This is a genomic window from Chryseobacterium hilariae (assembly GCF_051400735.1).
Classification (GTDB): domain Bacteria; phylum Bacteroidota; class Bacteroidia; order Flavobacteriales; family Weeksellaceae; genus Chryseobacterium.
Genome location: NZ_JBLFFJ010000006.1, coordinates 68,420 through 94,916 on the forward strand (window position 1 = coordinate 68,420; position 26,497 = coordinate 94,916).

27 protein-coding genes are annotated in these 26,497 nt (G+C 36.3%); 7 read left to right on the top strand and 20 right to left on the bottom strand.

The genetic code is table 11. From position 1 onward, the window contains the following. Positions 1-144: 144 nt before the first annotated feature. The 4 genes from ACMGDK_RS16890 to ACMGDK_RS16905 are packed head-to-tail and all read right to left on the bottom strand — an operon-like array spanning position 145 to position 4,045. Positions 145-600 (bottom strand): acyltransferase, encoded by a 456-nt coding sequence (locus ACMGDK_RS16890; protein ID WP_436809029.1) that lies wholly within the window; start codon positions 598-600, stop codon positions 145-147. Beyond that, positions 597-1,817 (bottom strand): glycosyltransferase family 61 protein, encoded by a 1,221-nt coding sequence (locus ACMGDK_RS16895; protein ID WP_436809030.1) that lies wholly within the window; start codon positions 1,815-1,817, stop codon positions 597-599. The genes ACMGDK_RS16890 and ACMGDK_RS16895 overlap by 4 nt, the downstream gene beginning before the upstream one ends. Positions 1,818-1,868: 51 nt before the next feature. Then, positions 1,869-3,071, bottom strand: a complete 1,203-nt coding sequence (locus ACMGDK_RS16900; RefSeq protein ID WP_436809031.1) for a glycosyltransferase family 4 protein — start codon at positions 3,069-3,071, stop codon at positions 1,869-1,871. Beyond that, the gene (locus ACMGDK_RS16905) at positions 3,068-4,045 is read right to left on the bottom strand and encodes a WaaS/CpsH family glycosyltransferase (RefSeq protein ID WP_436809028.1); all 978 of its coding nucleotides are present in this window, start codon (positions 4,043-4,045) and stop codon (positions 3,068-3,070) included. The genes ACMGDK_RS16900 and ACMGDK_RS16905 overlap by 4 nt, the downstream gene beginning before the upstream one ends. Before the next feature lie 41 nt (positions 4,046-4,086). On the opposite strand from ACMGDK_RS16905, the gene ACMGDK_RS16910 reads away from it, so the two are divergent. Beyond that, positions 4,087-5,184: a glycosyltransferase family 4 protein gene (locus ACMGDK_RS16910; RefSeq protein WP_436809032.1), complete on the top strand. Its 1,098-nt coding sequence runs from the start codon at positions 4,087-4,089 to the stop codon at positions 5,182-5,184. On the opposite strand, the gene ACMGDK_RS16915 is transcribed toward ACMGDK_RS16910, so the two are convergent. From ACMGDK_RS16915 to pdxA, 9 genes are all read right to left on the bottom strand, one after another. Continuing rightward, positions 5,181-5,864 (bottom strand): polysaccharide deacetylase family protein, encoded by a 684-nt coding sequence (locus ACMGDK_RS16915; RefSeq protein WP_436809033.1) that lies wholly within the window; start codon positions 5,862-5,864, stop codon positions 5,181-5,183. The genes ACMGDK_RS16910 and ACMGDK_RS16915 overlap by 4 nt on opposite strands. Before the next feature lie 553 nt (positions 5,865-6,417). Further along, positions 6,418-7,173, bottom strand: coding sequence for a glycosyltransferase family 2 protein (locus ACMGDK_RS16920; RefSeq protein ID WP_436809034.1), 756 nt, complete (start codon positions 7,171-7,173; stop codon positions 6,418-6,420). Then, entirely contained in the window at positions 7,173-8,420 is a 1,248-nt protein-coding gene (gene rocD, locus ACMGDK_RS16925; protein WP_436809035.1) for an ornithine--oxo-acid transaminase, read from the bottom strand. Before rocD ends, ACMGDK_RS16920 begins: the two co-directional genes overlap by 1 nt. Positions 8,421-8,729: 309 nt before the next feature. Continuing rightward, positions 8,730-9,137: a type VI secretion system tube protein TssD gene (tssD, locus tag ACMGDK_RS16930; RefSeq protein ID WP_306845459.1), complete on the bottom strand. Its 408-nt coding sequence runs from the start codon at positions 9,135-9,137 to the stop codon at positions 8,730-8,732. Positions 9,138-9,466: 329 nt separating this feature from the next. Further along, positions 9,467-10,822 (bottom strand): acetyl-CoA carboxylase biotin carboxylase subunit, encoded by a 1,356-nt coding sequence (gene accC, locus ACMGDK_RS16935; RefSeq protein WP_116014201.1) that lies wholly within the window; start codon positions 10,820-10,822, stop codon positions 9,467-9,469. A 99-nt stretch (positions 10,823-10,921) separates the two neighbouring features. Then, the gene (gene accB, locus ACMGDK_RS16940) at positions 10,922-11,404 is read right to left on the bottom strand and encodes an acetyl-CoA carboxylase biotin carboxyl carrier protein (RefSeq protein ID WP_436809036.1); all 483 of its coding nucleotides are present in this window, start codon (positions 11,402-11,404) and stop codon (positions 10,922-10,924) included. Positions 11,405-11,532: 128 nt separating this feature from the next. Then, complete coding sequence (gene rpmF / locus ACMGDK_RS16945) at positions 11,533-11,736, bottom strand: 50S ribosomal protein L32 (RefSeq protein ID WP_007843326.1); 204 nt, start codon at positions 11,734-11,736, stop codon at positions 11,533-11,535. A gap of 66 nt (positions 11,737-11,802) precedes the next feature. After that, a complete protein-coding gene (locus ACMGDK_RS16950; protein WP_436809037.1) occupies positions 11,803-12,333 on the bottom strand; it encodes a YceD family protein in 531 nt (176 codons plus the stop codon). 84 nt (positions 12,334-12,417) lie between these two features. Beyond that, the gene (gene pdxA / locus ACMGDK_RS16955) at positions 12,418-13,509 is read right to left on the bottom strand and encodes a 4-hydroxythreonine-4-phosphate dehydrogenase PdxA (protein WP_436809038.1); all 1,092 of its coding nucleotides are present in this window, start codon (positions 13,507-13,509) and stop codon (positions 12,418-12,420) included. A 48-nt stretch (positions 13,510-13,557) separates the two neighbouring features. On the opposite strand from pdxA, the gene ACMGDK_RS16960 reads away from it, so the two are divergent. Genes ACMGDK_RS16960 through ACMGDK_RS16970 form a run of 3 tightly spaced genes read left to right on the top strand, consistent with a single transcriptional unit; the run spans position 13,558 to position 16,293 of the window. After that, complete coding sequence (locus ACMGDK_RS16960) at positions 13,558-14,142, top strand: riboflavin synthase (protein WP_436809039.1); 585 nt, start codon at positions 13,558-13,560, stop codon at positions 14,140-14,142. Between the two features lies 1 nt (position 14,143). After that, complete coding sequence (locus ACMGDK_RS16965) at positions 14,144-15,598, top strand: sensor histidine kinase (RefSeq protein WP_436809040.1); 1,455 nt, start codon at positions 14,144-14,146, stop codon at positions 15,596-15,598. Next, the gene (locus ACMGDK_RS16970) at positions 15,598-16,293 is read left to right on the top strand and encodes a tRNA1(Val) (adenine(37)-N6)-methyltransferase (protein WP_436809041.1); all 696 of its coding nucleotides are present in this window, start codon (positions 15,598-15,600) and stop codon (positions 16,291-16,293) included. The genes ACMGDK_RS16965 and ACMGDK_RS16970 overlap by 1 nt, the downstream gene beginning before the upstream one ends. Positions 16,294-16,357: 64 nt before the next feature. Here ACMGDK_RS16970 and ACMGDK_RS16975 read toward each other — a convergent pair whose 3' ends face one another. Both ACMGDK_RS16975 and rpmH read right to left on the bottom strand, forming a co-directional pair. After that, on the bottom strand, positions 16,358-17,068 hold the full coding sequence (locus tag ACMGDK_RS16975; protein WP_436809042.1) for a cell division ATP-binding protein FtsE: 711 nt from the start codon (positions 17,066-17,068) through the stop codon (positions 16,358-16,360). Positions 17,069-17,223: 155 nt separating this feature from the next. Continuing rightward, positions 17,224-17,382 (bottom strand): 50S ribosomal protein L34, encoded by a 159-nt coding sequence (rpmH, locus tag ACMGDK_RS16980; protein WP_034701860.1) that lies wholly within the window; start codon positions 17,380-17,382, stop codon positions 17,224-17,226. 235 nt (positions 17,383-17,617) lie between these two features. On the opposite strand from rpmH, the gene ACMGDK_RS16985 reads away from it, so the two are divergent. Further along, positions 17,618-18,622, top strand: a complete 1,005-nt coding sequence (locus ACMGDK_RS16985) for a DHH family phosphoesterase (RefSeq protein WP_436809043.1) — start codon at positions 17,618-17,620, stop codon at positions 18,620-18,622. 39 nt (positions 18,623-18,661) lie between these two features. On the opposite strand, the gene ACMGDK_RS16990 is transcribed toward ACMGDK_RS16985, so the two are convergent. The 5 genes from ACMGDK_RS16990 to tilS form a co-directional block, all read right to left on the bottom strand. Beyond that, entirely contained in the window at positions 18,662-19,471 is an 810-nt protein-coding gene (locus ACMGDK_RS16990; protein ID WP_436809044.1) for a patatin-like phospholipase family protein, read from the bottom strand. A gap of 72 nt (positions 19,472-19,543) precedes the next feature. Further along, positions 19,544-20,326 carry an alpha/beta fold hydrolase gene (locus tag ACMGDK_RS16995; RefSeq protein WP_436809045.1) on the bottom strand — a complete coding sequence of 261 codons (783 nt, stop codon included), beginning with the start codon at positions 20,324-20,326 and terminating at the stop codon, positions 19,544-19,546. A gap of 60 nt (positions 20,327-20,386) precedes the next feature. Beyond that, on the bottom strand, positions 20,387-20,908 hold the full coding sequence (locus ACMGDK_RS17000; RefSeq protein WP_436809046.1) for a biopolymer transporter ExbD: 522 nt from the start codon (positions 20,906-20,908) through the stop codon (positions 20,387-20,389). 345 nt (positions 20,909-21,253) lie between these two features. Beyond that, positions 21,254-23,320 (bottom strand): protein-disulfide reductase DsbD family protein, encoded by a 2,067-nt coding sequence (locus tag ACMGDK_RS17005; protein WP_436809047.1) that lies wholly within the window; start codon positions 23,318-23,320, stop codon positions 21,254-21,256. Further along, a complete protein-coding gene (gene tilS, locus ACMGDK_RS17010) occupies positions 23,317-24,636 on the bottom strand; it encodes a tRNA lysidine(34) synthetase TilS (RefSeq protein WP_436809048.1) in 1,320 nt (439 codons plus the stop codon). The genes ACMGDK_RS17005 and tilS overlap by 4 nt, the downstream gene beginning before the upstream one ends. Before the next feature lie 90 nt (positions 24,637-24,726). Here tilS and ACMGDK_RS17015 point away from each other — a divergent pair, with 90 nt between their 5' ends. Further along, positions 24,727-25,560 carry an OmpA family protein gene (locus ACMGDK_RS17015; RefSeq protein ID WP_426046572.1) on the top strand — a complete coding sequence of 278 codons (834 nt, stop codon included), beginning with the start codon at positions 24,727-24,729 and terminating at the stop codon, positions 25,558-25,560. A gap of 593 nt (positions 25,561-26,153) precedes the next feature. After that, a complete protein-coding gene (locus ACMGDK_RS17020; protein ID WP_436809049.1) occupies positions 26,154-26,306 on the top strand; it encodes a CCPGW family putative bacteriocin in 153 nt (50 codons plus the stop codon). The last annotated feature ends 191 nt before the right edge of the window (positions 26,307-26,497 follow it).

Below are 26,497 nucleotides of genomic sequence, written 5' to 3' on the forward strand. Positions count from 1 at the left end.
AAAACCACATGATTGATTATATAAACAATCCTGGCATAAGTATATTTATAGTTATCTTGATAATAAAACTAAGCTGATAATTAAATGAATTGCATTAATTTTTAATAAGTTTAATTAATATCTTATTAAATTATTTTAAGCATTCTAAACGTTTTGTTTTTTTGCCGGATTTCCAAACCAGATTTCTCCGGCAGGTACATCTTTTGTCACGACACTTCCTGCCCCTATCACTGCATTTTCATGAATGGTAATTCCTGGAAGTATTGTTGCATTGGCTCCAATAGAGGCTCCTTTTTTGACAATAGTTTTTAGTAAAGTAAAATTTTTATTTTTTGAAACAGGGTGCTTATCATTGGTGAAAGTCACATTGGGTCCAATAAAAACATCATCTTCAATAGAAATTCCATCCCATATTTGCACTCCCGGTTTTATAGTGACATTATTTCCTATATAAACATTATTTTCTATGAAAACATTATAGTTGATATTACAATTTTCACCTATTACGGCATCGGGAAGCACAATGCAGTATTGCCATATCATTGTATTTTCGCCAATAGATTTGCTCAGGACTTCTGCAGTAGGATGTATATTTATCATAAGTTTAAAAGTTGTTTTAGTTCATTTGAGAAAACTTCAGGATCCAACTTATAATCTTCATGAAAATCTTTACTTGTCTGAGGATAAATATAAAAGTATAAATCGAGTCCTATTTCTTTTGCTAATGTAGAGAAAATAGCGAAATCTCCCCAAACAGAACTAAGCCAAAGTAATGCCTTGGCTCCAGGATTGGTAAAAAGGATATTAGTCCATGCTGCTCCTGTTGGTCCTATGATATAATCAGCTTTGTTAACGAGGTAAATTTGCTCGTGGATGTTAAGGTCTTCGAAGAAAACTTCCTCAAACCCATATTTTTTTGCTGTTTCAAAAATTTCATGATCATTATATTTCCTATACTGAGACCTTCTTGAAATAAATACTTTTTTAATAGGCTCGATGCGTACCTTGCTTAGGTCTAGATTATCAAAGGCTATTTTTCTAAGATACTGCAGAGAAGATTTCGATAATTTTGCAAATCCGGCTTCATATTTTTCGCCAGGCATAATATTCGGGATGGCATAATTGATGCTCGAGATATGCCACAGCTTTTTGAATTGGTAATAATTTTTATTGTTGCTGAGAAATACAATTTTATAATCCTTCAGAAAAAACATCAGAAGATCTTTCATATTTTCTACCTTCTGCACTTCTTCATCTATGATGATCAGTTTATTCTTTGCGTCAGGTATGTATTTAAAAAATTCAACCTTAGAAAGAATATCAACCAGAAAATGATAATAATTGAAAGTAAAAGTTCCGCCCAGAAAAATAGCCTCTTCATCATAATACACATTTTTATAATTCTTTACTTTTGCAAGAGTTATGGAATGCTGTATTAAATTGGTGGTATTGTATACGTAAGTAATCCTGTCATCATCATGCCATTTTTCGTAAAAGATTTTATCTTTTTTCAGATTTAAAAAATACGTGGAATTAGGAATACAGAGTACATTTTGAAGCGCAAAAATCTCTACGGTATTTTTAGGTGTTTTTACAGAAATTTGAGGAGCATAAAAAGTTTTAGGAAGAAAGATTTCTGCCTCTTGTTTTTCGCTGATCTTAATTCTTTCCGTACAATATTCAGACGGGATAGAATCCAGCGGTAAAAAATCTGTTACGAGTCTTTTTGCTTTTCTGAAAAAAGACTTGATATAATATTTTTTTCTAAGTGCTTTAAGCTGTTTTTCTAAATTTTCAATTTGTTCCTTCGCATTCATATTCTAAAACTTAGGATGAACTAAGAAGTTAGGACATTATTTCCAGTGATATTACAGGTCGTGTTTTTCTATAATTTCTGTATAATAACTTATGGTTTCATTCACCATCATATCAATGCCGAATTTAGATTCTATTAATTTCCGTGCATTTACTGATATCCTTTCTCTCAGCTCATCGTCTTCAAAAATAAGACTTATCTTTTCATGGAAGTTTCCTTCCTCAGCAATCAGGCCGTTCACCGGTTCCTCTATAATTTCTTTAAAGGAATCTATCGCAGAACATACAACAGGTTTCTGCATGGCCATTACCTCGAGCAAAGATAAGCTAAAATTTTCACCTTTGGAGGGGAAGCATACCACCTCTGCTTGGCTGATGAGCTCTACAATTTCCGCACTTGGTTTATTGCCATAGAAATGAACCGAATTCCGGGTTTCCATATCGGGAATATTCTCAATGATATATGCAGGATAATGATTAGGTTTTCCTATAAAATGGAGCGATGCTTCCGGATGATTTTTTTTAAGTTTAATAAAAGAATTGATCAGCGTTTCTGCGCCTTTTTCAAAAGAAACATTTCCTAAAAAAAATACAGATTTAGGAATAATTTCTATATTTTCTGCAGGTTTGTAGAATGTTTCATCAATGCCGTTATAGATGAGTTTCGGATCTTTGATGCCGAACAGGGTTTTATTAATCGTCTCATTATACCTTGATATCGTAATGATGTTTTCTGAGCTTTTAAAAGCTTCTTTTTCACAGAAAACTCTTCCTTTATGCACTTTTTTGTAGCCGAAATATTTTTCCAGAACAGACCAGGAGCCGTGGCATCTGATTACATAAGGGATTTTTTTAGGGATAGAAAGTGCCAGTCCGTCGAAATCATGGGTTTCTGCAATATCAAAATCAAGACTATTTTTCCTGATCCAGGCATTGATCTGATCTGAGATGTTTTTTTTCTCGGATAAATAGGTTTTAAAATGAATCTGTTCAAGAATCTTCAGCTTTCCGGTAAAAGATCTTATCAGCTCAAGAAGAGGATTAGCTTTGAAGATATCTTTGATTGAATGAATCTTTACACCGTCTTCCTCTATGTCAAATACATACTTTGAGATCAGGAAAACATGTACTGAAATGCCTCTCTTTACAAGCTCTGTACATAAATTTCTATAGAAAACGCCTGTACCGCCTACTTTAGGAGTACGGGAAGCTTTATATTCCCTGGTTACAATAAGTACATTTTTTATTTCTTTCATGAATTCAGTTTAAATACAGTGTTCACCCAATGGTCAAGAGTATACTTATTATAAACTTCTTCAGGCAGCTTTTCGTATGGTGTGGTGAAAAAATCTTTTTTCAGATTACGGAAATTCTTATCCAGCACCAAAATATTATTAGGATTGTAAAAATCATACGTTTTGATTGTAGGATTATCCGTAATAATCTTCTTTTCCAGCGCCATGGCTTCAAATATCCTGAAGCTCAGTCCTGTCTGGTCAGCACGCATCAGGTCAAGGATAGCCTTAGTATTCTTATAATAGGCGGGCAGTACATGATGAGGTATCTTTTTTCTTCCGAACTTTAAAATATCAATATTCTTCTTATCAATGATCTGGTTCAGTTTATTTTTCCAGCCTTTTTTACCAACCATATAAACCTCGAACTTTATTTTCATCGGATGTATGCGGTTGATCAACAGATTCAGCGCAGAAAGCCTTTTTTGATCATAAGACGTGATGTAGAAAAGATCCAGCTTCGGGCGCTGCTTTTCAGCTGGAATATGGTCGAGGTAATTATAATTGGTGATCTTTTCGAATCCGAAGTTTTTTACATCTTCATCATCAAAAGAAAATATCGTGTCAAAATAATGAAGAAGGTGGGTCGCCGGATTCCGGGCCATGCTGTCATACAGGTATGCGATGTTCCGGTCCGCGTATTCCCTGATTTTTTGGTGGATACTTTCGTCAATAGCCTCAGGATTGATAACCAGGATCTGGTCCTGTGGTCCTATCTTTTCCAGAGATTCCAGTATGAAACTTTGTCTTTTGTGATATTTGGGGTTTTTACCCAGAAAAATTTTGCTGAAAGTGTTTTTTATACGCTCTCCGGTATTTTTGTGGGTAAAGGCTCCGATGTTGATATGGCATGCTTCAATGCCTTTATCATTCAGTTTTTCCACTATGTGTTCATCATAATGCCAGAAATCGAAGCTGATTAAACAAATTTTCATACTGCAAAAATAAAAATTTCATATTTAAATTTATATTTTTGATGAAAAGCCTGAACGGAATGCAAAAGAAAATCCTTATTGATGCTGAAAGATTAAAGTACCCGAAGTCGGGAATTGCCAACGTATGTATTTCATTGATAAAGGGTCTGGACGAGAAATCCTCTTATTTTGAGTATACTTTTTACGGACCCAAAAAAAATATTCCGCAGACTAAAAAAAACTTTAATATTATCGGCTGGAAGTTCTGGCAGAAGAAATTTCCTATAAATACTCAATCTTTTTCCCTGATTCATACAGCTCATCAGCTTTCCCAATATTTTCATACTGTAAAAGGAGGACAGAAAAAGGTAGTAACGCTTCACGATCTTAATTTTCTTCACGATGGAAGTAAGGAAGAAAAAGTGAAAAAATATACAAAATTGGTTCAGAAAAATATAGGTAATGCAGATGCCATCGTTTGTATCTCAGAATTTGTAAAAGAAGATTTTCTTAAAAACAGCAAGCTTTTTAATTTAAAAAAGGATGTGAAAGTAAAGGTGATCTACAACGGACTGATTTTTCCCGGGACCACAGTGTTCACTTCTGAGCGCAGCTACAGTTTCATCGGCAAGAAATATATTTTAAATATCGGAGTGCTTTTCCCCAAAAAAAATCAGGAAGTGCTTCTGGATCTTATTTCAAAAAATGACAGGGATCTTGTATTGGTAACTTCATCTGCAAAATCTGCTTATAAAGAAAAATTTTTAGAGAAAATAAAAAACCTGGGACTGGAAAACAGAGTACACATTCTGGAAAATATAGATAATAACGAAAAATATTTTCTTCTTCAGCATTGCGAATCATATTGCCATCCTTCATTGGCAGAGGGTTTTGGAATCCCTCCTGTGGAAGCTATGTATTTTGGGAAACCTGTTTTTTTAAGCAAATTAACGAGTCTTCCTGAAATTGGAGGAGACCTGGCTTTCTATTTTGATGACTTTTCAGCAGAGCACATGCAGCAGGTATATGCAGCCGGAATGCAGGCTTACGGTTCCAGAGCTGATGAATATGCTTTACATCTAAAGCAGAGAGCCCTAAAGTTCGGATATCTTGAAATGGCCGGAGCTTACGAAAAACTTTACAGTGAGCTGCTGAATTAAAGTTTAATCTTTCCGAGCCTTAATTTCCACTTAAATACATTGAAACTGTCACCACCCCTGATGTCAATCCTTTTGATCTCAAATTTATTTTCCCAAGGATAATAGGCGATATTGTTACCGATGCGTACTGCAGAAATAATTCCTGCCTTTTCGAGTATGGAAAAAAACTCCTTTTTTTGTTCTCCTTTCTTAGGAAATTTGCCGTAAGGGTAGGCGAGTACCTTGGTAAAAGGAATTTCTTTTTCTTCCAGAGTACGGATGTTTTTATGAATGTCATCCGCTGCTTCCTCCAGTGAGATCTGTGAATAGTTCTTATGGGAATGGCTGTGAAGGGCAATTTCAACGATTTCAGGATTGAGGGACCTGATCTCATCAAATGTCATTAGCTGACGGTTTTCATCTGTTTCACTTTTCTCGATAAGTTCGGTTGGAATGAAGATGGTAGCTTTCAAACGATATTTTTCCAATAATGGAACCAGGTACTGAAGATTGTTGAGGTAGCCATCATCAAAGGTAAGAATGAGTTTATGCTTTAGCTGGCTGTTGGCCTTCAGGTCATTAAAAAATACAGTATTAAAATTATTTTTAATGTATTTAAACTGTTGTTCCAGATCTTCTGCTGAAACCGTCAGCAAGTCTTTGCTGGAAATTTTTTTCTCCGGCAGCACTTTATGATACATTAGAATACGGACACTTTTTGTTTCCGAAAATCCGAGTGTTCTTTTAACAAATCTGAGCATGGCTATCTGAATATAAAAACCGTATGTTTATGGAATAATGTCTATAAAATTATTTACGGCCTATATAATTCTATTGTTTTATTACTGACTAAATGATTCCTGAATAATGTATGAGTCTACAAAAAAAGACATCTGTTACAAGTTTCAAAATTAATAAAATACTGAACGTATTAGCTTAAAAATACATTAAAAAAACCAGAGTTTAACATAATTATTAAAACTGAGCACACTGATAAACAGTAGTTTTACAAACATTTAATTGATTTTTTTAATTAAATAAATCACTTTAATTTATAAATAAGAAATCCACGGGAAATATTTTGTATATCTTACTGAATGAAATATTTTTTGTTTTCCTTGGATAAAAATTGGTTTCAAGCATTTTCTGATCCAGGAATCAGGTTAAAATAAGACTTAACTGCCGGAAAATTATTACAAATTAAGCCGGCTGCAATACAATTGAGCCGGCTATTTTATTTTAATCTGGAGGGTATTATTTGAATTTATGGATTTCGTTAATTTTTATATATTTCAGAAAGGTGTAAAATGCTCCGGTAATCGAGATATAAAAACCGGCAACGCCATCTAAAAAGCCAAGCTTAAAAAAATAGGTTTTCATAAAATCATAAAAAGGAGAAAAAATAATCTTAAACAGAGATACTGATTTTCCGTTCAAGACTTTTTTTTCTGCCATCAGCTGTGTATAATTATTGATCTTTTCAATGTGATGGGCAATACTTTTATACGTGTAGTGATCGATGTTTCCTGGAAGCTTTCCTTTTTTATCTTGTGTGATAAAGCATTCATGCACCAGGTCATCAGAATATTTTCCGTGTCCTTTTCTAAAGAATCTTTCTCTCCACACATTACCCCAACCGCCATATTGTATGGTTTTCTTCAGCAGGATATTATTGAAGTGAATTTCATAGACATTATATGCAGGGCTGGAACTTGTTAATACTTCTTTAATGGCGTTTACAGCTGTTTTATCCGGGACCTCATCGGAATCCAAAAACAGAATCCACTCTCCGGAAGCCTCAGACAGGGTATAGTTTTTCTGACAGCCGAAGCCGTGAAACTTTTTTCTGATAAATTTTACTTTCGGAAACCCTGTACAGATTTCCTCAGTTTTGTCTGTGGAAAAAGAATCAACGACTATAATCTCATCAGCGATCTCGTAGACACTGCTGATACTTTTTTCAATGACTCTTTCTCCATTTAAAACAATATAACAGACTGATAACTTCATTAACGAAATTCTGTAATAGTTTTTTCAATGATTCTGACACAGTCTAAAAGCTGCTCTTCCGTAATGACCAAAGGTGGTGCCAATCTGATGATATTTCCGTGGGTAGGTTTGGCCAAAAGTCCGTTTTCTTTTAACTGCAGACAAAGATTCCATGCTGTGGAGCTGTCCGGAGTATCATTAATTAAAATAGCATTCAAAAGGCCTTTTCCCCTTACTTTGGTAATAAGACTGTTTTTTTCGATGATATTTTCAATTTCGGATCTGAAAAGCTGGCCCAGCTGTTCTGCTCTTTCAGACAGTTTCTCATCGGCAACCACATCTAATGCTGCTACTGCTACTGCACATGCAATAGGATTTCCTCCGAATGTAGAACCATGCTGTCCGGGTTTAATCACGTTCATAATGTTTTCATTGGCCAACACTGCAGAAACAGGATACATGCCTCCGGAAAGCGCCTTTCCTAAAATAAGAATATCAGGCTGTACATTTTCATGGTGGCAGGCAATGAGCTGGCCTGTTCTTGCGATACCCGTCTGCACCTCATCTGCGATGAACAGTACATTATATTTTTTACATAATTCAGAAGCGTTTTTCAAGAAACCTTCGTCTGGAACATAAACACCGGCTTCACCTTGAATAGGCTCCACTAAAAATGCAGCGATATTTCCTGCTTCTCTTTTCAGCACTTCTTCTAATGCTGGAATGTCATTGTAAGGAATTTTTATGAATCCTGGTGTGAAAGGTCCATAGTTCTGGTTAGCATCGGGATCATTGGAGAAAGAAACAATGGTAGTTGTTCTTCCGTGGAAATTATTTTCGCATACGATGATCTTAGCTGCATTTTCTGAAATTCCTTTTACTTCATAGCTCCATTTTCTGGCTAATTTTACGGCTGTTTCTACGGCTTCAGCCCCGGAATTCATAGGAAGTACCTTATCAAATCCAAAAAGGGAAGTGATTTTTTGCTCATACTCGCCTAATTTTGAATTGTAAAATGCTCTTGATGTCAGAGCCAGTTTTTGAGCCTGGTCTACCAAAGCTGCTACAATTTTAGGGTGGGAATGTCCTTGGTTCACAGCAGAATATGCTGAAAGAAAGTCATAATATTTATTGCCTTCCACATCCCATACAAAAACGCCTTCACCGCGGTCAAGAACCACTGGAAGAGGGTGATAGTTATGGGCTCCATGTTTGTCTTCAAGGTCAATAAAATACTGTGAGTTTTTTGCTGTTGCTGCTGTTGACATATGTTTCGGTTTTCGACAAATTTAAGCATTATTAATGAGATGCATGAACAAAAACATAATACAGTACACTTGAGGATTTAAAGTATATTTTAAGGCTATGTTCTGCTGTTTTAGAAAATATTTCTCTTCCTGATCAAAGGGCGTAGGTTTTATATCTTTCCGGAACAATTTGCATTATTTTTAAAATGGTGTTTTTATCATATTTGCTCCATGTACATCTATTTCTGAATAACAAAAAAGACAGAACAGTATCCCTTGCTTCGGGTTTACCATTCTGTCTGCTGTTTTTTGATGTTGAAAATTACATTCTTAAGATGTAGGCCATTCTGCTCTATAAGAAGAATTACCCAAATCAATAAGTTCTGCACTTACTACAAAGCTGATGTACATACTGTTGTCATCCACCGCATCAAAATCTACTTCGTGTTGGATTACATATCCGTTTTCCCATTTCAAAGTAGTCAGTGTTCCTTCTTCGTGAGACTTGTTGAATGTAACTTCACCGGTTGTAGGCTTGTATTTTCCGTTAAGAAGACTTTCCAGAATATCTGATTTTTCTGTAGCTTCTACTGTAATTTTGATAAGAGCATTAGAAGGATCTGATGCCACTCTTCCTGATACGTCTGTAGATCGGGATACACTGTAGTTAAGTTTTAATAACTTCTGTCCCTCACCGCCATTGAATTTTAGAATTCCTCTTGAATTTCTTTCTGCCATGATTAGTAAATTTTAAATGTTAATATTGTATGATTTGATATCTTATGTCACCAAATTTAGAAGTAATTATATTATCAAAAAAAAGTTTTTGGAAAAATTTTAAAAAGTGTCGTAATTCTTCGACTAACAAGTGTTAGGTAAATTGTTTGTTGGTAATCAGTGGTTTATGGAATTCTATATTGAGGAGTTACCAATTCCTGATGGGCAGGGCGATTGAAGATATTCTTGGAATACATATAAATATTTCAAAAAAAAATAGATCACTGTAATCAGGTATAAAAAAAACTGCCTCAAAAACGAGGCAGTTTAAAATTTATATATCAATAATCTTAGTGATTATCATACTTTCTATCCATTACAAAATCTTCCATGAATTTTGTTGTATAGTTTCCTGCAAGATAATCTTCATTATCCATCAGCTGTCTGTGGAAGGGAATAGTTGTTTTTACTCCTTCAATATAGAATTCTTCCAGTGCACGCTTCATTTTAGCGATAGCTTCCTCACGGGTTTGAGCAGTAGTGATAAGCTTAGCGATCATTGAGTCATAATTGGAAGGAATGGTATATCCTGAATACACGTGGGTGTCTACTCTGATTCCGTGTCCGCCAGGTATATTTAATCCTGTGATTTTTCCCGGAGATGGTCTGAAATCTGCATAAGGATCTTCAGCATTAATTCTGCACTCAATTGAGTGTAATTTCGGGTAGTAGTTGATTCCTGAAATAGGTGTTCCTGCAGCCAGAAGGATCTGCTCTCTGATCAGGTCATAATCAATTACCTGCTCAGTAATTGGGTGCTCTACCTGAATTCTTGTATTCATCTCCATGAAATAAAAATTTCTGTGCTTGTCTACAAGGAATTCAATAGTTCCCACTCCTTCATATCCAATGAATTCTGCAGCTTTTACAGCAGCTTCACCCATTTTCTCACGGAGTTCATCAGTCATGAACGGAGAAGGAGTTTCTTCAGTCAGTTTCTGGTTTCTTCTCTGTACAGAACAGTCTCTTTCAGAAAGGTGGCAAGCTTTACCAAATTGGTCACCAGCAACCTGGATTTCGATATGTCTTGGTTCTTCGATCAGTTTCTCCATGTACATTCCTCCGTTTCCGAAGGCTGCCACAGCTTCCTGAATCGCAGATTCCCAGTGATCTTTAAGGTCTTCAGCTTTCCATACGGCTCTCATCCCTTTTCCACCACCACCTGCAGTAGCTTTGATCATTACAGGGTATCCTGTTTCTTCGGCCACTTTTACAGCATGCTCGTAAGATTCGATTAATCCGTCAGAACCAGGTACACATGGTACTCCTGCCGCTTTCATCGTTGCTTTGGCGTTTGCCTTATCACCCATTTTTTCAATCTGTTCAGGAGAAGCACCAATAAACTTGATGTTGTTTTTCTGACAGATTCTGGAGAAATTGGCATTTTCAGACAGGAATCCGTAACCTGGATGGATAGCGTCAGCATTAGTGATTTCTGCTGCAGCAATAATGTTAGGGATTTTAAGGTAAGAGTCCTTACTCATAGCAGGACCTATACAAACTGCTTCATCAGCAAATCTTACGTGAAGACTGTCTTTATCTGCAGTAGAGTATACTGCAACGGTTTTGATCCCCATTTCTTTGCAGGTACGTAAAATACGCATTGCAATTTCGCCACGATTGGCTATTAATATTTTTTTGAACATCTTCTTCAATTTGAAAATTAGATAATTTGAAAATTAGATAATGTTATTTTGAATGCAGAATTAAGTCTAACATCTAATGTCTAACATCTAACTTCTAAATTAAGATGGATCTACTAAGAATAAAGGCTGGTCATATTCTACCGGAGTAGCATCATCTACCAAAATCTTCACGATTTTTCCGCTGATCTCAGAATCAATCTGGTTGAATAACTTCATTGCTTCGATTACGCAAACTACTTTTCCTGCGGAAACTTCATCACCTACATTTACAAATACATCTTTATCCGGTGAAGGTTTTCTGTAGAAAGTACCGATCATAGGAGATTTGATAGCCACATATTTGCTGTCATCAGATACTGCTTCTGCTTTTTCAACAGGAGCCGCTGCTTGAGCTGCTACAGGAGCAGGCGCCGCTGCAGCCTGAGGAGCTGTGTGGTAAACTGCCGGCTGTGCATAAACCGCATCGTTACCGGCTAATGGAGTTTTAATAGTGATTTCGAAATCTTTAGTTTTGTATTTTACTTCTGAAACTTCAGCTTTAGATACAAACTTGATAAGATTTTGTATGTCTTTAATGTCCATAAATTTGATATTTGATTTTGTCCCAAAGATACCAAAAAAACGCAAAAAACAACAAAAAACCGCCTAATTTTATCAAAATTGAGCGGTTTTTGTATTAAAATGAGGCTTTTTCAGTGAAAAAGCGACTCTTAGTTTTCTTCTGTAGTTGCTACTTCTTTTTCCAATACTACTTTACCTCTGTAGTAAAGTTTTCCTTCATGCCAGTGAGCTCTGTGGTAAAGGTGAAGTTCACCAGTTGTTGCATCTTTAGCTAATTGAGGAACTACTGCTTTATAATGAGTTCTTCTCTTATCTCTTCTTGTGGACGACTGTCTTCTCTTAGGATGTGCCATTTTGAATAACTTTTTTAATTGATGAGCGATGAGATTCATCATCTCATCATATTTAAATTATTTTATTTAATTATTGTCTTTTAACTTTCTCAGCGCGTCCCATCTGGGATCACTGTCATGATTTTCCTCTTCGGGCTCCTCAATATCTTTTGGACTGAACCTGTTTAGAATTTCCAGATCTTCATCGCTTACATTCGGTGAAATTTTTTTCATCGGTATAGAAAGCTGTACATTTTCGTAGATCAGCTGTGCCACATTGAATGCGTGATCTGATGCTGGAATGGTAATGACGTCTTCATTGCTGTCGTCGTATTCTTCACCAAAATGCACTAAAATTCCGATCTCGTTTTCAATAGGATAGCTGAATTCATCATTTGTGATATCACAAATAAGCTCTACTGTTCCATGTACTTTGATCTCAAATTCTAAAAATGTAGTGTGCTTTTCAAGAAAAACATCTGCTGTTATTTTAGGATTTGTAAATTCCTGTTCAGTGTCAAATAATTGAAAGAACGTTTTATCTATCTCAAATTTGAACACGTGCTTTCCGTTTTTAAGTCCGGAAAAGCTTACGTCATAGTTTCTTAACTTGTCCATAAAATGAGTGTGCAAAAATATGCAATTTTTTTATAATAACAAATAAAATCCATAACAAATTAATTTAAAATTTGTTTTAACAATTTATCCTTCGTTTTCGTCCGGAAGATCTTCATCCACTCCATTGTCTACAACCATCTTTCTCGGCTGCATACGATTGCTCATCAGATCGTTATATTCGCTTCTGTTCCTGAAAATTTTAATAGCAGTAAAGATGGCTTCAGTAAAACTCTGCTCATCAGCAATGTTTTTTCCGGCAATATCGTAGGCGACTCCGTGGTCAGGAGAAGTCCTAATGAACGGAAGTCCTGCCGTATAATTCACCCCTTCTTCATAGGCTAATGTTTTGAATGGGGCAAGCCCCTGATCATGGTACATTGCTAAAACAGCATCAAAACTTTTATATTTATTAGGTTGGAAGAAACTGTCTGCAGGATAAGGTCCAAAGGCCAGTATTCCATTATCAGAAAGTTCTTTTATTGCCGGTTCTATGATCTCAATCTCTTCTTTTCCGATCACGCCTCCGTCTCCAGCATGAGGATTCAGTCCCAATACTGCAATTTTCGGTTTCTGTATGCAGAAATCTTCAATTAATGTCTGGTTCAGGGCTCTGATCTGTTTTTTTATTTTTTCTTTGGAAATATTTTCTGCAACACTGGCAATCGGAATATGGTGTGTAGAAACAGCTACTTTCAGTTCTTCTGTAACCAGGAACATCAGTCCTTTTTTACTGAATTTTTCCTCAAAATATCCTGTGTGTCCTGCATGCTTAAAGCCCATCTTTATCATTTCATCCTTGTTGATAGGCGCTGTAACAAGAACGTCGATCTCTCCTTTCATTAAGGCTTCGGTAGCCAATTCCAGGGAATCAATAGCCATTTTGGTAGATTCTTCTGTAGGGACACCCAATTCTACATTCACATTATCCTTGGTAAGGTTCACCATATTCAGTTTTCCTGCCTGAGCCTGTGATGCTTCATTAATGTAGTTGAAATTCAGATTCAGCTTGAAAATATTTTTCTGGAAGGTAAATAACTTCCCCGAGCCAAAAATCACCGGAGTGAAAAAATCCGTAATGGTTTTGTCACTCAGGGATTTCATGATGATCTCCAGACCGATGCCGTTAAAATCACCGATTGAAATTCCTACTCGTACTTTATGGTTTTTTGGGCTCATTTTGATTATCTTTGAAGATTATAATTTACAAATTTAGCAAAAAATAATATGTTCACAGGAATTATTGAAGCAGTTGGCGTTATTGAAAAAATTGAAGAAAAAGGAAGCAACATAGATTTCACATTAACATGCCCTTTTACCAGCGAACTAAAAATAGACCAAAGTCTTGCTCATAATGGGTGCTGCCTTACAGTTGTTGAGATTAAGGATCATCAATATGTGGTAACGGCAATCAATGAAACACTCGAAAAGACCAATCTTGGAAAATGGGATATAGGGACTGTGGTAAATCTTGAGCGATGCATGAAGATGGATGGAAGACTGGACGGACATATTGTACAGGGACATGTTGACAAAACCGGTGAAGTAGCAGGAATTGAAAATAAAGACGGAAGCTATTTTATTACCATTAAATATGAGGATGATGGTAGTTTTGTAACGGTTCCACAAGGTTCTATCACGGTAAATGGTATAAGTCTTACAGTGGCAAAAAGTGAAGAGACACAGTTTTCTGTAGCGATTATTCCATATACCTGGGAGTTTACGAATATGCAGCATCTTAAAATCGGAGATAAAGTTAATTTAGAATTTGACATCATTGGTAAGTATATTGCTAGGTTAATTAAAAAGTAGGATGCCAATAAGTAAATACAAAGGATACAGCTTAAGAAACCGGGTGTTTTTCGGATTCTTACTCGTATGTTTTTTAAGTGTTGTTGCTACATCACTGGTTCCCTATTTTGTTTTAAGGAACAATTCCCTGCAGCAGAGTAATATCGATATGCAGGAGAAGACCAACGCGGTGATGAGATACCTGGATTATGCAGTCAGCCGTACGCTTGTTGAAACAGAGGATTTGCAACAGGTCCTGGGAAATAAGATTTTTGAAATAGCAGATATCAACCAGCACGATATTATCATCTATGATCTTAAGGGAGATTATCTTCTCTCCAATAAAGATGAAAGCCTTATTGACCAGAAAACCATCCCGCTCAATATTGTCAACAAAATTCTAGCTACCGATTCCAGAGTTGATATTAAAGGTTATGACAAAACAAAAGATGCAGGACGTACCTCGTCTTATCTTCTTTTAAAGAACAATGAGCTCGAACCTATAGGAATTGTATATATTCCTCTGTATCACAATGAATCTGCCTATCTTGATGTTCTCCATCAATATATTAAATACATTTTATTGGTAGATATTTTCCTGATTCTGTTCAGTATCTGGATAAGCTGGGTAACTTCTAACAGCCTGGCAAAAAATATCACTAAATTTTCGGATATGATTACCCGCATTACATTGTTTGAAAATGAGATGCGACCTATCAGATATTATAAAAATGATGAGCTTAATGCATTGGCAAGGGCTTATAACAGGATGATCCTGCAGATCCAGGATCAGAAAGAAAGACTGCGTTTCAAAGCGTCTGAAGAGGCCTGGAGAGAAATGGCAAAACAGGTGGCGCATGAGGTGAAAAACCCTCTCACCCCAATGAAGCTTACCATACAGAATTTTGAAAGAAAATTTGATCCTGAAGATCCAAACATCAGAGAAAAGGTAAAACAGATGAGCAAAACCATGGTAGATCAGATTGACCTGATTGCGACTGTTGCGTCAGCTTTCTCAGAATTTGCAAAGCTTCCTGAAAAAAATAATGAGGTCATCAACCTTAATACTGAAGTGGAAGATATTCTGCGTGTTTTCAACGATGACAGTATTTTTATGCACTCCAATAAAGGTAATATTATGATCAATATGGATAGGATTTATCTTTCCAGGATCATTACCAACCTTGTTACTAATGCAAAGCAGGCTCAAAGTGATGAACGTAAGCTGATCATCAACGTAGATGTGGAACAGCACCAGAGAAGAGTAATGATTTCCATACAGGATAACGGAATCGGGATTCCTGAAAATATGTACGAAAGAATATTTGAGCCTAATTTTACCTCTAAAAACAGCGGTATGGGACTTGGACTCTCTATGGTGAGAAAAATGATTGAAGACTACAAAGGAGAGATCGCAGTGAAATCGGAAGTAGGGAAGGGATCTACATTTACCATTACGCTACCTACAAATTTATAGTGAAGCCTTTTAAATTTAAATATTTTGAAATCCAACAGTCAAAAGATGTCTTCCGTGTAGGAACAGATGGTGTTTTGCTGGGTGTTCTGGCTCATGTGAAGAATGCTTCGGAAGTTTTGGAGGTAGGAACAGGAACCGGCCTGATTTCGTTAATGCTTGCCCAAAGAAATAACCGCGCTTCTTTTTTTGGACTCGATATCAATGCAGACGCAGCTATGCTTACCAGAACGAATTTCGAACATTCTCCTTTTCATTCAAGACTGAAAAATATCCATCAGGATCTTAAAACCTTTGAAACAGAAAAGAAATTTGATCTGATCATTTCAAACCCTCCTTATTTTGAAGAATCCGCATCTGATAAAGATAAAATAGCACGGCAGACTGTGGAGCTGAATTTTCACCAGCTTATTTCTGCTTCTGCAAAGTTTCTGTCTGATCATGGTATTTTGTCGGTGATTATTCCTGTTGAAGCAGAAAGTGTCTTTACTGAAATAGCAATAGAGAATCGTTTGCTCTTAAATCGAAAAGTTGCTATTAAAGGGATCGAGAATTCAAAAACGAAAAGATTAGTTCTTGAGTTTTCGTTCAAAGAAAAGACAGTGGAGGAGTCTGATTTTGTGATAGAAAAAAGTCCGAGACAATACTCGGACCAATATCTTGAACTCACGAAGGAGTTTCATGTCTTTAGGAAATAGAATCTAGAGATTAGACGTTAAAAGATCAAGGTACAGCTTATCTTTCGACTCTAACTTTTCAATTTTACTCAAATAATTCTGCAGTATCCAACACGGAAACTTTTCCGTCTTCACATCTGATCGCTTCTCCCGGGAAATTCTGGATCATATGGTAATCATGTGTCGCCATTACTACAGCAGCGCCGTTTTCAAGGGCTACCTGCTTCAGAAGCGTCATGATTTCGTTGGATGTTTCAGGGTCAAGGTTTCCTGTAGGCTCATCCGCTAGGATAAGATCCGGATGATTCAGTAAAGCTCTTGCAATAGCGATACGTTGCTGCTCTCCACCTGAAAGTTCATGCGGCATCTTGTGCTTCTTACTTTTCATGTTTACGCTTCCCAGAACTTCGTTGATGCGGTCTTCCATTTTTATTTTATCGCTCCATCCTGTTGCTTCAAGGACGAATTTCAGGTTTTTTTCAACCGTTCTGTCAGAAAGCAGCTGAAAGTCCTGGAATACAATTCCTAGTTTTCTTCGTAGGTTAGGAATGTCTGATGGTTTCAGTTTGGCAAGTTCGAAACCTACCACAGATCCATGTCCTGATGCTAAAGGAATGTGTCCGTAAAGTGTTTTCAGAAGCGAGCTTTTTCCGGAACCGGTTTTTCCGATGAGGTAACAGAACCTGCCCTTTTTGATGTTAAGATTAACGTCAGAAAGAACAGTGAAGTTTTTTTGCGCAATTTTTGCGTGCTGTAAGCTTATAATATTATCTCCGGAGATATGTGTATGCGGCATAATTCAATTTTATAGTGCTATTTCTAAAATATTTTTTCAGATCTTAAAAATAGAAAAAAGAAGCTTAAAAACCTTAAACTTTAGGAAATTTTAACAACAAAAAATGCCTGAAAAACTTCTTTTCAAGCATGATCTGTATATGATAATTCGAGATATTATCTCTTAGCGCGGGCTGCACTAACAGTTAAACTCTTTCTGCCTTTAGCTCTTCTTGCTGCCAAAACTCTTCTACCATTTGGCGTAGACATTCTTTCTCTGAAACCGTGTTTGTTTCTTTTCTTTCTTTCTGATGGCTGGAATGTTCTTTTACTCATTACTATATATTTAAATCGTAATTAATCTATTAATTTTCAGGTTGCAAAGATATAGAAATTTTTAAAAGTTACAAATTTTACTCATCTTTTTTTAGAAATTATTTGAAATGCTTTTTATTCCAATATTGACAAACTGCACTAAGAGATAAAATTTTGTGTAAAGAAATAATATTTAGATGATTTATTTAAAAGCTCTATCTTTGAAAACTCAAATTTAAAGAAAAATAAACACACGATGTTTACACCAGCAGAACTTTTAGATATCAATACATTACTTACGCCTGAAAACAAAATAATTATCCTTACCCACTATAACCCGGATGGTGATGCCATAGGCTCCAGCCTTGGGTTGAAGCATTATCTTGGGGCGAAAGGGATTCCGGCTGAAGTAATTGTTCCCAATGATTTTCCGAAATTTCTGAAATGGATGCCGGAATCTAAAAAGGTAATCATCGGGGAATATAAAAGAAAGTATGCATTTGATCTGATCAGTGGTGCAGACGTTATCTTCTGTCTTGATTTTAATTCTCCTTCAAGAATAGGATTATTAGGGGAATGGCTGATCAATTCCAAAGCTAAAAAAATTCTCATCGACCACCATCAGCAGCCGGAAAACTTTGATTTTGTGTACTCCGATACAGTAATTCCTGCCACTTCACAAATGATTTATCATTTTATTGAAGCAATGGAAGATGAAAAGCTGGTGAATCTGGATATAGCAGAATGTCTTTATACAGGGATCATGACGGACACAGGCGGTTTCCGTTTCCGCTCCACAAGCGCAACGACTCACAGGATTATTGCTAACTTAATAGAAAAAGGAGCTGATCCTTCCGTTATAACTTCAAATACATGGGATACCAACACGGTTTCCCGGCTTCATCTTCTTGCTCTCGTGCTGGGAAGGATAGAGGTTGTGAATGATGGCAAAGTAGCTGTGTTGTCTCTTACTAGAAACGAGCTGAAAGAATTCGGTTTCCAGAAAGGAGATACGGAAGGTTTTGTAAATTATGGACTGAGCATTGCAGGAGTAAAAATGGCGGCTTTCTTTATGGAAGATCTGTATGATGATTTTATCAAGATCTCTTTCAGAAGCAAGGATGATGTGGATGTGAACCAGTTTTCCAGAAAGTATTTCAGCGGTGGCGGACACATCAACGCAGCAGGTGGAAAATCTAATGAATCTCTTCCGGATACTATTGAAACATTTAAGAAGAGACTGGAGCAAGAGGAACTGTAAGGAAAATTGCGGTATGAATTCCATAAAACGCCCAAACATTTACACTCCGATGCTTAAATCTTTGGTGTATCCCTTGTTTTCTAGTTCTTCACAAGTGTATTCGTATACTTCCTGAAACATGATATCAAGGTTTTTCTTACTGAACAAGCTGAATTTCGTCATTTTAGGCGGATCTAAAAAAATGTCACAGGACTTTGCTTTAGAGTAGACTGATTTTGCGATCGCTAAATGGAGAATACGGTCGAATTCCTTCATCAGACTCATTTTATTTAATTCATCATAGCTTATTGAATTGACATGGGAGGCAATTAGAAGGTCACATTTATCGATGATCGGCTCTATAGGAAGATTATCTAAAACACCTCCGTCAACATATATTTTTTCACCCATTCTCACAGGAGGCAAAATAAACGGCACACTTGTCGAAGCCAGAAGTGGTCCGAAAAGCTGGCCTTCTGAAAAGAAATCCACAATTCCGTGGGTCATTTCTGTAGCGGCAACATAAACGGGGATTTTTAAAATTTTAAAATCATCTTCTGGAAAATGATCATTAAAAAGTTTTAAGATGAAATTTGAGCTGAAAATACCATTTTTAGAAAGTTTCAGGTAAGACCTTGAAAAGAATGTCGTTTGTTTTACAATATCCATCATCTCATCAGGAGATTTTCCGAAGGAATAAAATGCTCCCACAATAGAGCCGGCGCTGGTTCCTGAAATGATATGCGGTTTCAGATTATATTCTTCCAGCGCTTTCAGTACAGCAATATGGGCAATTCCACGCATTCCTCCACCCGAAAGCGTAAGGCCGATGACCGGCGGTTTCTTTTTTTTGAACGAGAATAAACCCATAAAATAATTATTCCTTACTAAGATACAAGAAATTTTGAATATATACCGGCCAAGTAAGCTATTTCCGGGTATTTACAAGACCAATTTTTTGGGCAGGTTGTGAAGAAGTTCCGTATTGATAATTTCCGCACAGATGCCCGGTTTTTCCCAGTGACCGTTGTGTCCACAGTCCAGGATATAAGATTTTATATTGGTTCTGTCCGGTAGATGTTTAATCATCGTATCTGTTTTTACAGCGTTATCGTGTTTTCCTGCCAATACTAAAATTTTAGCTTCCAGATTTTCCATAATATGTTTTTTGTCCGTTCTTTCCACCATACCTTTTACACAGGCAAGAGCTCCCATATTGTTGGTAGAAAGTGCGGTCTCAAGAGCAGTTTCAATTTTGCCTTCCAGAACATCTCTTTCATTGGGAGTGAAAAGATTCGGAATTCCCGCCCTTACGTAATGGGGAAATGCATCCTTGATGATCCTGTAGCTTTTAATCCGCTGCTGTTTTTTCTCTTCATCGTCAGGAAAATAAGTGGAGAAGAATAAGGTCAGGCTTTTAAGAGCTTCAGGATATTTTTCTGCAAAAGCCAGTGAAGTGTATCCTCCCATGGAATGTCCCAAAAGATGTACTTTGTCCAGTTTTTGATGATCTAAAACTTTTTTCACTTCATCAGCCATCAGTTCCATCGTATGAACTTCCGCAAGAATATCAGATTGTCCATGGCCTGGAAGATCTATTTTAAACAGTGAAAAATCTCCGGAAAGATGCGGTTCCATATCACTCCAGATAGAAAGGTTTTCCATAAAGCCGTGAAGCAGCACCAAAGTTTCTTTCCCGTTTCCTTTTCTTTCAAAGTTCAGCATAATTTTAGTTGTTTCTTCAAATTTAAATAAAAAAGAGCATTATAAAAATGCTCTTTTATCCTATTGGGTTAATTCGGTATAAATTTTCTTTTCCCATGGTTTTATATCTGTAATACCGTATCTTTCTTTTTTAGAGATCGCGATATTGTCCAGGACATCCACGAAGTTTTTATAACTGGCATCATCAGTCGGTTTTACAATAATTGTAAAGTTCTCCGGCACTGGTGCATTTTTATAAGCTTCAGAAATGATCTTAGAAATTTTCACCCCGCTGAAATCTGTTTCTTTCAGGTTTGCTGTAGTTAAATCTTTTTCATTACTCTGATGATAAAATACCCTGTTGTCTTTCCCGAGAATGAAGGTAACCTGGTTCTGATCCATAATTACATCGGTAATAGGGTGAGGATTAGGATCTTTTGCCGGGAGCCCCAGATCCATCACATTGGGTTTTGTAAAATTGGTAGTGAACATGAAAAATGTGATCAGTAAAAATCCCAGATCCACCATTGGAGTCATATCTACCCGGATTAATTTTTTCTTTTGTTTGCCTCCTTGCTTTTCTTGTGCAATTACTTCAGCCATAATTAATATTTTTAAATGTTAAACGGTTTTTGATAAAAAGTAAAGTGTTGATACTTATTTGAAGGAACCTATACAAAGTTTATACCTAAAATTGAAAAATGGTAATTAAATTATAAATTCATAAAATATTTAACACAGAAAAGACTTGTGATGTTTTATATTCACAATGTTTTGTGATTTTTTAAGAGTGTGATTATTATTTGTTTAAGTGGTTTTCTCAGATTGTTTTTATAAGAGAAACTGAAAGATATTTAGAACTTTAAAAGACTTATGAAAATATCTATTAAGAATATAAAAAAGCCTTACCAAATAAAATGGTAAGGCTTAGTATGTTTAAAGTAAATTTTACTTTGTAGTTTTATAATAATTCACACCACATTCCAGGAATTTTTTAAAATCCTCTTTCGGCATATATCCGGATACAGGAGAGTTGATTACTTTTCCATCCGGTGTTATCAGAACATAATGCGGCTGGGAATTGTTGTTGAAATTCACCTGCTGGAATAAGCTCCACCGGTCACCAATCGTTTTTACCTTTTTTACCTGTCCGTCCCCAAGATCTATTTTTGTTTTCTGATCCTCAGGAAGCTCTTCCTTGTCATCCACATACAGAGATGCCAATACCACGTCATTCTGTAAAATCGGGAGGATGTCCGGCTCGCTCCATACGAATTCCTCCATTTTACGGCAGTTTTCACAGCCATATCCGGTGAAGTCGATCAAAATTGGTTTATTTTCCTTTTTAGCCAGTTCAACAGCTTTAAAGAAATCATGTTCAGGATGCATTCCCAGAATTCCGTCCTTTTCATCATGAAGATAACTTACATTCAATGGAGGCAGGATTCCGCTTAACAGCTGTAATTTTGGACGTTCAGCAGGAATTAATCCCTGGATCAGGTAGATCACAAAGCCTATTCCCAGAGCGCCCAATATCTTCCTTGTAACAGAAATTTTCGGCTTTTTATCGTCATGCGGAAACCTTATAATTCCGAATAAATAAAGGGCCAGTCCCAATGCAATGACAATCCAGATAGCAATAAAAAGCTCTCTTTTTAATAAGAAAGTCTTTGAAACCAAATCCGCCTTGGATAAGAATTTTAAAGCCAAAGCCAGTTCTACAAAACCAAGAACCACTTTTACCGTATTCATCCATCCTCCGGATTTCGGAAGACTCTGCAAAGCCTGCGGGAATAAAGCCAGCAATCCAAAAACAATGGCCCACGCCAGCCCGAATCCTGCTAGTGCAAAGGTAAGCAGCATAGGAACGTTGGTAGATCCCGTTACCGCACTTCCCAGTAAGCTTCCCAGGATAGGTCCTGTGCACGAGAAAGAAACAATAACCAGCGTCAGTGCCATGAAGAAAATCCCGATGATTCCTCCTGCTTCCTCCGCTTTCGAAGATTTATTGGCAATAGAGCTCGGCAGCGTGATATCATAGTATCCGAAGAAACTTCCTGCGAAAAAGATGAATATGATAAAGAAGGCAATATTCAGCCATACGCTTGTAGATATTTCATTGAAGATATTTCCGGCAATCCCGTCGATCAGATGAAAAGGCAGGCTCAGAAGAACAAAGATCAGGAGAATGAAAAATCCATAAATCAGCGCATCTCTTTTACCTTTTGCCTTATTTTTATTCCCTTTCGTAAAGAACGAAACCGTCAGCGGGATCATCGGGAAAACACATGGAGTCAATAAGGCGATTAAACCGCCTACAAATCCTAAAAATAAATAAGTCCAGTAATTTTCTCCGACTTCTTCCACGGCTGTTCCGCAATCCGTCAAAGGTTTCTGGAAATCAATCGTTGCTATTTTTAGCTGTTTTGGGTCCAGTTTTGAGGTTTCCGTAACCGTTACTTCTCCTTTTGCAGGAGCTGCAGCCACCGTTTCTATAGTTTTTACCGAATCTTTTATAGCATCCGTTTTTTCCTCTGCAGTTTCCTCAACGGCTCCTTTTGGAGTTACTTTTTGATTGAACTCTAAAGTATTCGGAGCCAGGCAAACCCTGTCGTCACAAGTCTGATATGTAATTTCAGAAGTAACGTCTGCAGGTTTTGCAGGGTCTTTTAATTTAAATTTCTGTTTGAAACCGGCAGAATTAGAATAAAAAACAATTGTTCCCCCAAAAGCTTCTGAAAACTCTTCGTGTTTCTTACCAACTTCAGTAAACTTTCCGATCAGTTCGATGTTTTTCCCTGAAACTTTATACTCGGTAGGAATTCCTGTATCCTCAGGAAGATCTTTGGAGTAAATATGCCAGCCGCTTTCCATCGTAGCATTTAAAACCGCTTCATATTGGTTGTTCCCTAAGTCGTTTACTGTGAACTTAAACTTTACAGGGTTCTTGATCTGGGCATTGATTCCTGCCGCTAAAAACAGAAGTACTGCTAAAAACCAGTTTCTAAATTTCATTTTTTCTTTTCATTAAAAATTTTGAGAATACTTTGCGTTTTCTCATCACTTGCATATCGTCTGTCCTGTCTGAAGGGTACAATTCCAAGCACGGAATTGTTGCTGTCACACAGGATCCAAATTTTTGGCCTCGCTAAAATAGATAATTTTTCGTCCCTAAAAAACTTAGAAACTTTCTTTTTCCCTGAAAAACCAACAGGATAAAACTCATCGCCGTCCTGCTGTTTTCTTAAACGTAATGGAAACTGAAGTTTTGCGGCATCAAAATACCACTCAAAACCGTTATTGATTCCATCAATATTTTCAATGGTGTTTTCAAGGCTGATGTTCACTAGGTTTTCGGAAAAATCAAAATTTTCACCCAAAATAATTTCATCTTCTGTTTCCTGCTTATGGTTTTTACTGATGAAAATTAATTCATCGCGGTTGATTATAAGCTGATAGTCTTTTGAAAAAAAAGAGCTGCCATTTTCCGCTGCGAAAATTTTGGGGATTTCTTCTTCCTTGTTGAATCCGTATTTCTTTAAAATCTCAAACTGTACGAAAACACTTTCCTGACACAGCTTTTCTTTGGATAAGATTTTATGCTCAGGGTTAAATACTGTAAGCTTATTTTCAATTTCATCAATCTGTTTTTCTACAAAATCTTTAGCCTGATTCAGATAAGAAGAGCTTTTTTTGAAATTTTCCAGAAAATGTTCATTGATTTCCATAAGCTTGGGAACGATCTCATTTCTGATTTTGTTTCTTAAATAATCGCTTTTTTTGTTAGACAGATCTTCCCGAAAATCGATTCTGTTTTCCTCAGCGTATTCATAAATTTCTTTTTTTGAAAAATTGAGAAGAGGTCGGATTATATTATTTTTATTTGCGGGAATACCACTCAGCCCATTGATTCCGGAAGCTTTGGAAAGATTGATGAGGAAAGTTTCCAGCTGATCATTCAGATGATGGGCGGTAACAAGAAATTCAAGGTTTTCCTGCTGCTGAATTTCCCTGAAAAAGCGGTAACGGATTTCTCTTGCCCAAAGCTGAATAGAATTTTCCGGTTTATTATCTTTTTCTGAAACCTTATACAAGTGAAAACGAATATGATTTTTCTCACAAAAATCCTGAACCGTTTTTTGATCCAGATCAGAATCCTCACCCCGGAGTTTATAGTTGATATGAGCTATCTGAAAATTAAGCCCCAAACCCTTAAAAAGAGAGGCCATCACCATAGAATCGGCACCTCCGCTTACAGCCAGAAGATAGCTGTGAGTTTCCGGATTTCTGACAAGGTTTTCAAGCTGATTTTTAAAACTAAATTTTTCCAAAAGGTATATTGAAGATTTCTTTTATGCAAAGATAATCCATAATATTCAATTCAATTTTCCTAACTTTGATTCGTCTAAAAATGATTACATATGAAGATTATTAAAATTTTAGGAGTATCTGCAATGGCGTTGGCATTGACATCTTGTGTCAGTAAAAAGCAGTATGATGCATTAAGCTCCAATTATAAGCAGTGTATTGAAAATATCGGGGAAAGACAAAGAGAGATCCAGGATTTAAAGTCTCAAAATTCTGCATTGTCAGGTGAAAATAGCCTTTTAAAAAGCCAGCATGATGCTTTGAAATCATCTCTGGATGCATGTCTTTCAAATACGGGAAAAAGTTCAGCTAATATTGATAAACTGGTTGGGGAAATCAATGCTTCCAATTCATATATCAAACAGCTGATCTCAAACAATGCTAAAAATGACAGTCTCAATATGGCATTATCCAACAAGCTTAAAAGATCTCTTGATAATGTAGCGGATGATGATGTACAGGTGAAAGTGTTGAAAGGAGTGGTAATGATCTCTCTTTCTGATAAAATGTTATACAAAACAGGCGATTACAATGTACTGCCTGCTGCTCAGGAAGTGTTAGGAAAAGTAGCTAAGGTAATCAATGATTATGATAAATATTCTGTATTGATTGAAGGTAATACAGATAATGCACCTTTAAGCTCACCTAACCTGCCAAGAGATAACTGGGATCTTTCTGCATTGAGAGGTACGGCAATTGCGAAGGTTCTTCAGACGCAATTTGGTGTAGATCCGGCAAGAATTACTGCGGGAGGACGTTCCGAATACAATCCTAAAGCAACCAATATGAGTGTTTCGGGAAGAGCGGAAAACAGAAGAACAGAAATCATCATTATGCCTAAACTGGATGAATTCATGAAATTAATGGATATTGCTCCTAAGAAGTAATTGAAACATACCCATAAAAAAAATCCCGAAGTCATTCGGGATTTTTTTTTAATCAAATTAATTCTTCTTTTTTCAATAATGAAATAATTCGTTGAAAAAATGAGTAGGATATTTCTGTCTTAGTTTTTTTAGATGAAGAATCCGCATTGCCTTTTAGCTCTGCGGTCTTCCGATTCCCTGTGTTAATTAGTTTTCCCTCTGCATTCATTATTTTGTCTTAGTGTTTTTACCCCTTGTTCTATGCAAATGTATAACTATCTTTCATGCAAGCATATCCGTATTTTCACGGTATTTTATACTGTGGTTTTCCCGGAAAAATGATTTTTTTTCGTTTTGTGAAGAAAAGGCAGTCGGTAATGCTGCGCTCTCATTCAAATAATGTTGGGGAATTCATGCATTGACACAAGAAAAAGTAAAAATCAGGTAAAGGACATGAGTTCAATATTCTATTGATTAAAAAATGATAAACCGTTTGTTATTAATTCTATTATTTATTTTAAAAGAATGTTTATATTTAAGTCTCATTAAAGAGAAATAAATACAGAGGTATCCGAAAATCTTAAAGAGTAGGAATTAATACTAAACTAAAAAATATGAAAAATTTAAAAAAACTTTCAAGAGGACAAATGAAAAATGTACTGGGTGCTGTTCAAGATTGTAATCCACAGATAATTTGTCGTGTGACAAAAGACTGCTGTCCGGGTTGGGTATGTGGTACACCAGGTGAATATTGTATAGCTTTGTAATGGAGAGGTAGATATATATAAAAAAAAGGGGAATTCATTTTCCTCCTTTTTGTGAGATTCAAATCCTTGTCAAGCTTCTAAACCTTGACAAGGATGATTTCCAGCCTCTTTTTCCTTCTGTCAGCCACTTAAACATAATTTTTTGCCCCGAACTCAGGTTATTTAAGTAATTTTGAATAACATAAAAGAAT

Coding starts and splice junctions, on each gene's coding strand:
- ACMGDK_RS16920 (WP_436809034.1), bottom strand. CDS start 7,173: ATGAAGTTATCAGTCTGTTATATTGTTTTAAATGGAGAAAGAGTCATT.
- ACMGDK_RS17015 (WP_426046572.1), top strand. CDS start 24,727: ATGAAGATTATTAAAATTTTAGGAGTATCTGCAATGGCGTTGGCATTG.
- tssD (WP_306845459.1), bottom strand. CDS start 9,137: ATGGCAGAAAGAAATTCAAGAGGAATTCTAAAATTCAATGGCGGTGAG.
- ACMGDK_RS16965 (WP_436809040.1), top strand. CDS start 14,144: ATGCCAATAAGTAAATACAAAGGATACAGCTTAAGAAACCGGGTGTTT.
- pdxA (WP_436809038.1), bottom strand. CDS start 13,509: ATGAGCCCAAAAAACCATAAAGTACGAGTAGGAATTTCAATCGGTGAT.
- ACMGDK_RS17005 (WP_436809047.1), bottom strand. CDS start 23,320: ATGAAATTTAGAAACTGGTTTTTAGCAGTACTTCTGTTTTTAGCGGCA.
- ACMGDK_RS17000 (WP_436809046.1), bottom strand. CDS start 20,908: ATGGCTGAAGTAATTGCACAAGAAAAGCAAGGAGGCAAACAAAAGAAA.
- ACMGDK_RS16960 (WP_436809039.1), top strand. CDS start 13,558: ATGTTCACAGGAATTATTGAAGCAGTTGGCGTTATTGAAAAAATTGAA.
- ACMGDK_RS16910 (WP_436809032.1), top strand. CDS start 4,087: ATGAAAAGCCTGAACGGAATGCAAAAGAAAATCCTTATTGATGCTGAA.
- ACMGDK_RS16890 (WP_436809029.1), bottom strand. CDS start 600: ATGATAAATATACATCCTACTGCAGAAGTCCTGAGCAAATCTATTGGC.
- ACMGDK_RS16990 (WP_436809044.1), bottom strand. CDS start 19,471: ATGGGTTTATTCTCGTTCAAAAAAAAGAAACCGCCGGTCATCGGCCTT.
- ACMGDK_RS16900 (WP_436809031.1), bottom strand. CDS start 3,071: ATGAAAGAAATAAAAAATGTACTTATTGTAACCAGGGAATATAAAGCT.
- ACMGDK_RS16985 (WP_436809043.1), top strand. CDS start 17,618: ATGTTTACACCAGCAGAACTTTTAGATATCAATACATTACTTACGCCT.
- ACMGDK_RS16995 (WP_436809045.1), bottom strand. CDS start 20,326: ATGCTGAACTTTGAAAGAAAAGGAAACGGGAAAGAAACTTTGGTGCTG.
- ACMGDK_RS16895 (WP_436809030.1), bottom strand. CDS start 1,817: ATGAATGCGAAGGAACAAATTGAAAATTTAGAAAAACAGCTTAAAGCA.
- rpmH (WP_034701860.1), bottom strand. CDS start 17,382: ATGAGTAAAAGAACATTCCAGCCATCAGAAAGAAAGAAAAGAAACAAA.
- rocD (WP_436809035.1), bottom strand. CDS start 8,420: ATGTCAACAGCAGCAACAGCAAAAAACTCACAGTATTTTATTGACCTT.
- rpmF (WP_007843326.1), bottom strand. CDS start 11,736: ATGGCACATCCTAAGAGAAGACAGTCGTCCACAAGAAGAGATAAGAGA.
- ACMGDK_RS16950 (WP_436809037.1), bottom strand. CDS start 12,333: ATGGACAAGTTAAGAAACTATGACGTAAGCTTTTCCGGACTTAAAAAC.
- ACMGDK_RS16975 (WP_436809042.1), bottom strand. CDS start 17,068: ATGCCGCATACACATATCTCCGGAGATAATATTATAAGCTTACAGCAC.
- ACMGDK_RS16915 (WP_436809033.1), bottom strand. CDS start 5,864: ATGTATCATAAAGTGCTGCCGGAGAAAAAAATTTCCAGCAAAGACTTG.
- ACMGDK_RS17020 (WP_436809049.1), top strand. CDS start 26,154: ATGAAAAATTTAAAAAAACTTTCAAGAGGACAAATGAAAAATGTACTG.
- ACMGDK_RS16905 (WP_436809028.1), bottom strand. CDS start 4,045: ATGAAAATTTGTTTAATCAGCTTCGATTTCTGGCATTATGATGAACAC.
- accB (WP_436809036.1), bottom strand. CDS start 11,404: ATGGACATTAAAGACATACAAAATCTTATCAAGTTTGTATCTAAAGCT.
- accC (WP_116014201.1), bottom strand. CDS start 10,822: ATGTTCAAAAAAATATTAATAGCCAATCGTGGCGAAATTGCAATGCGT.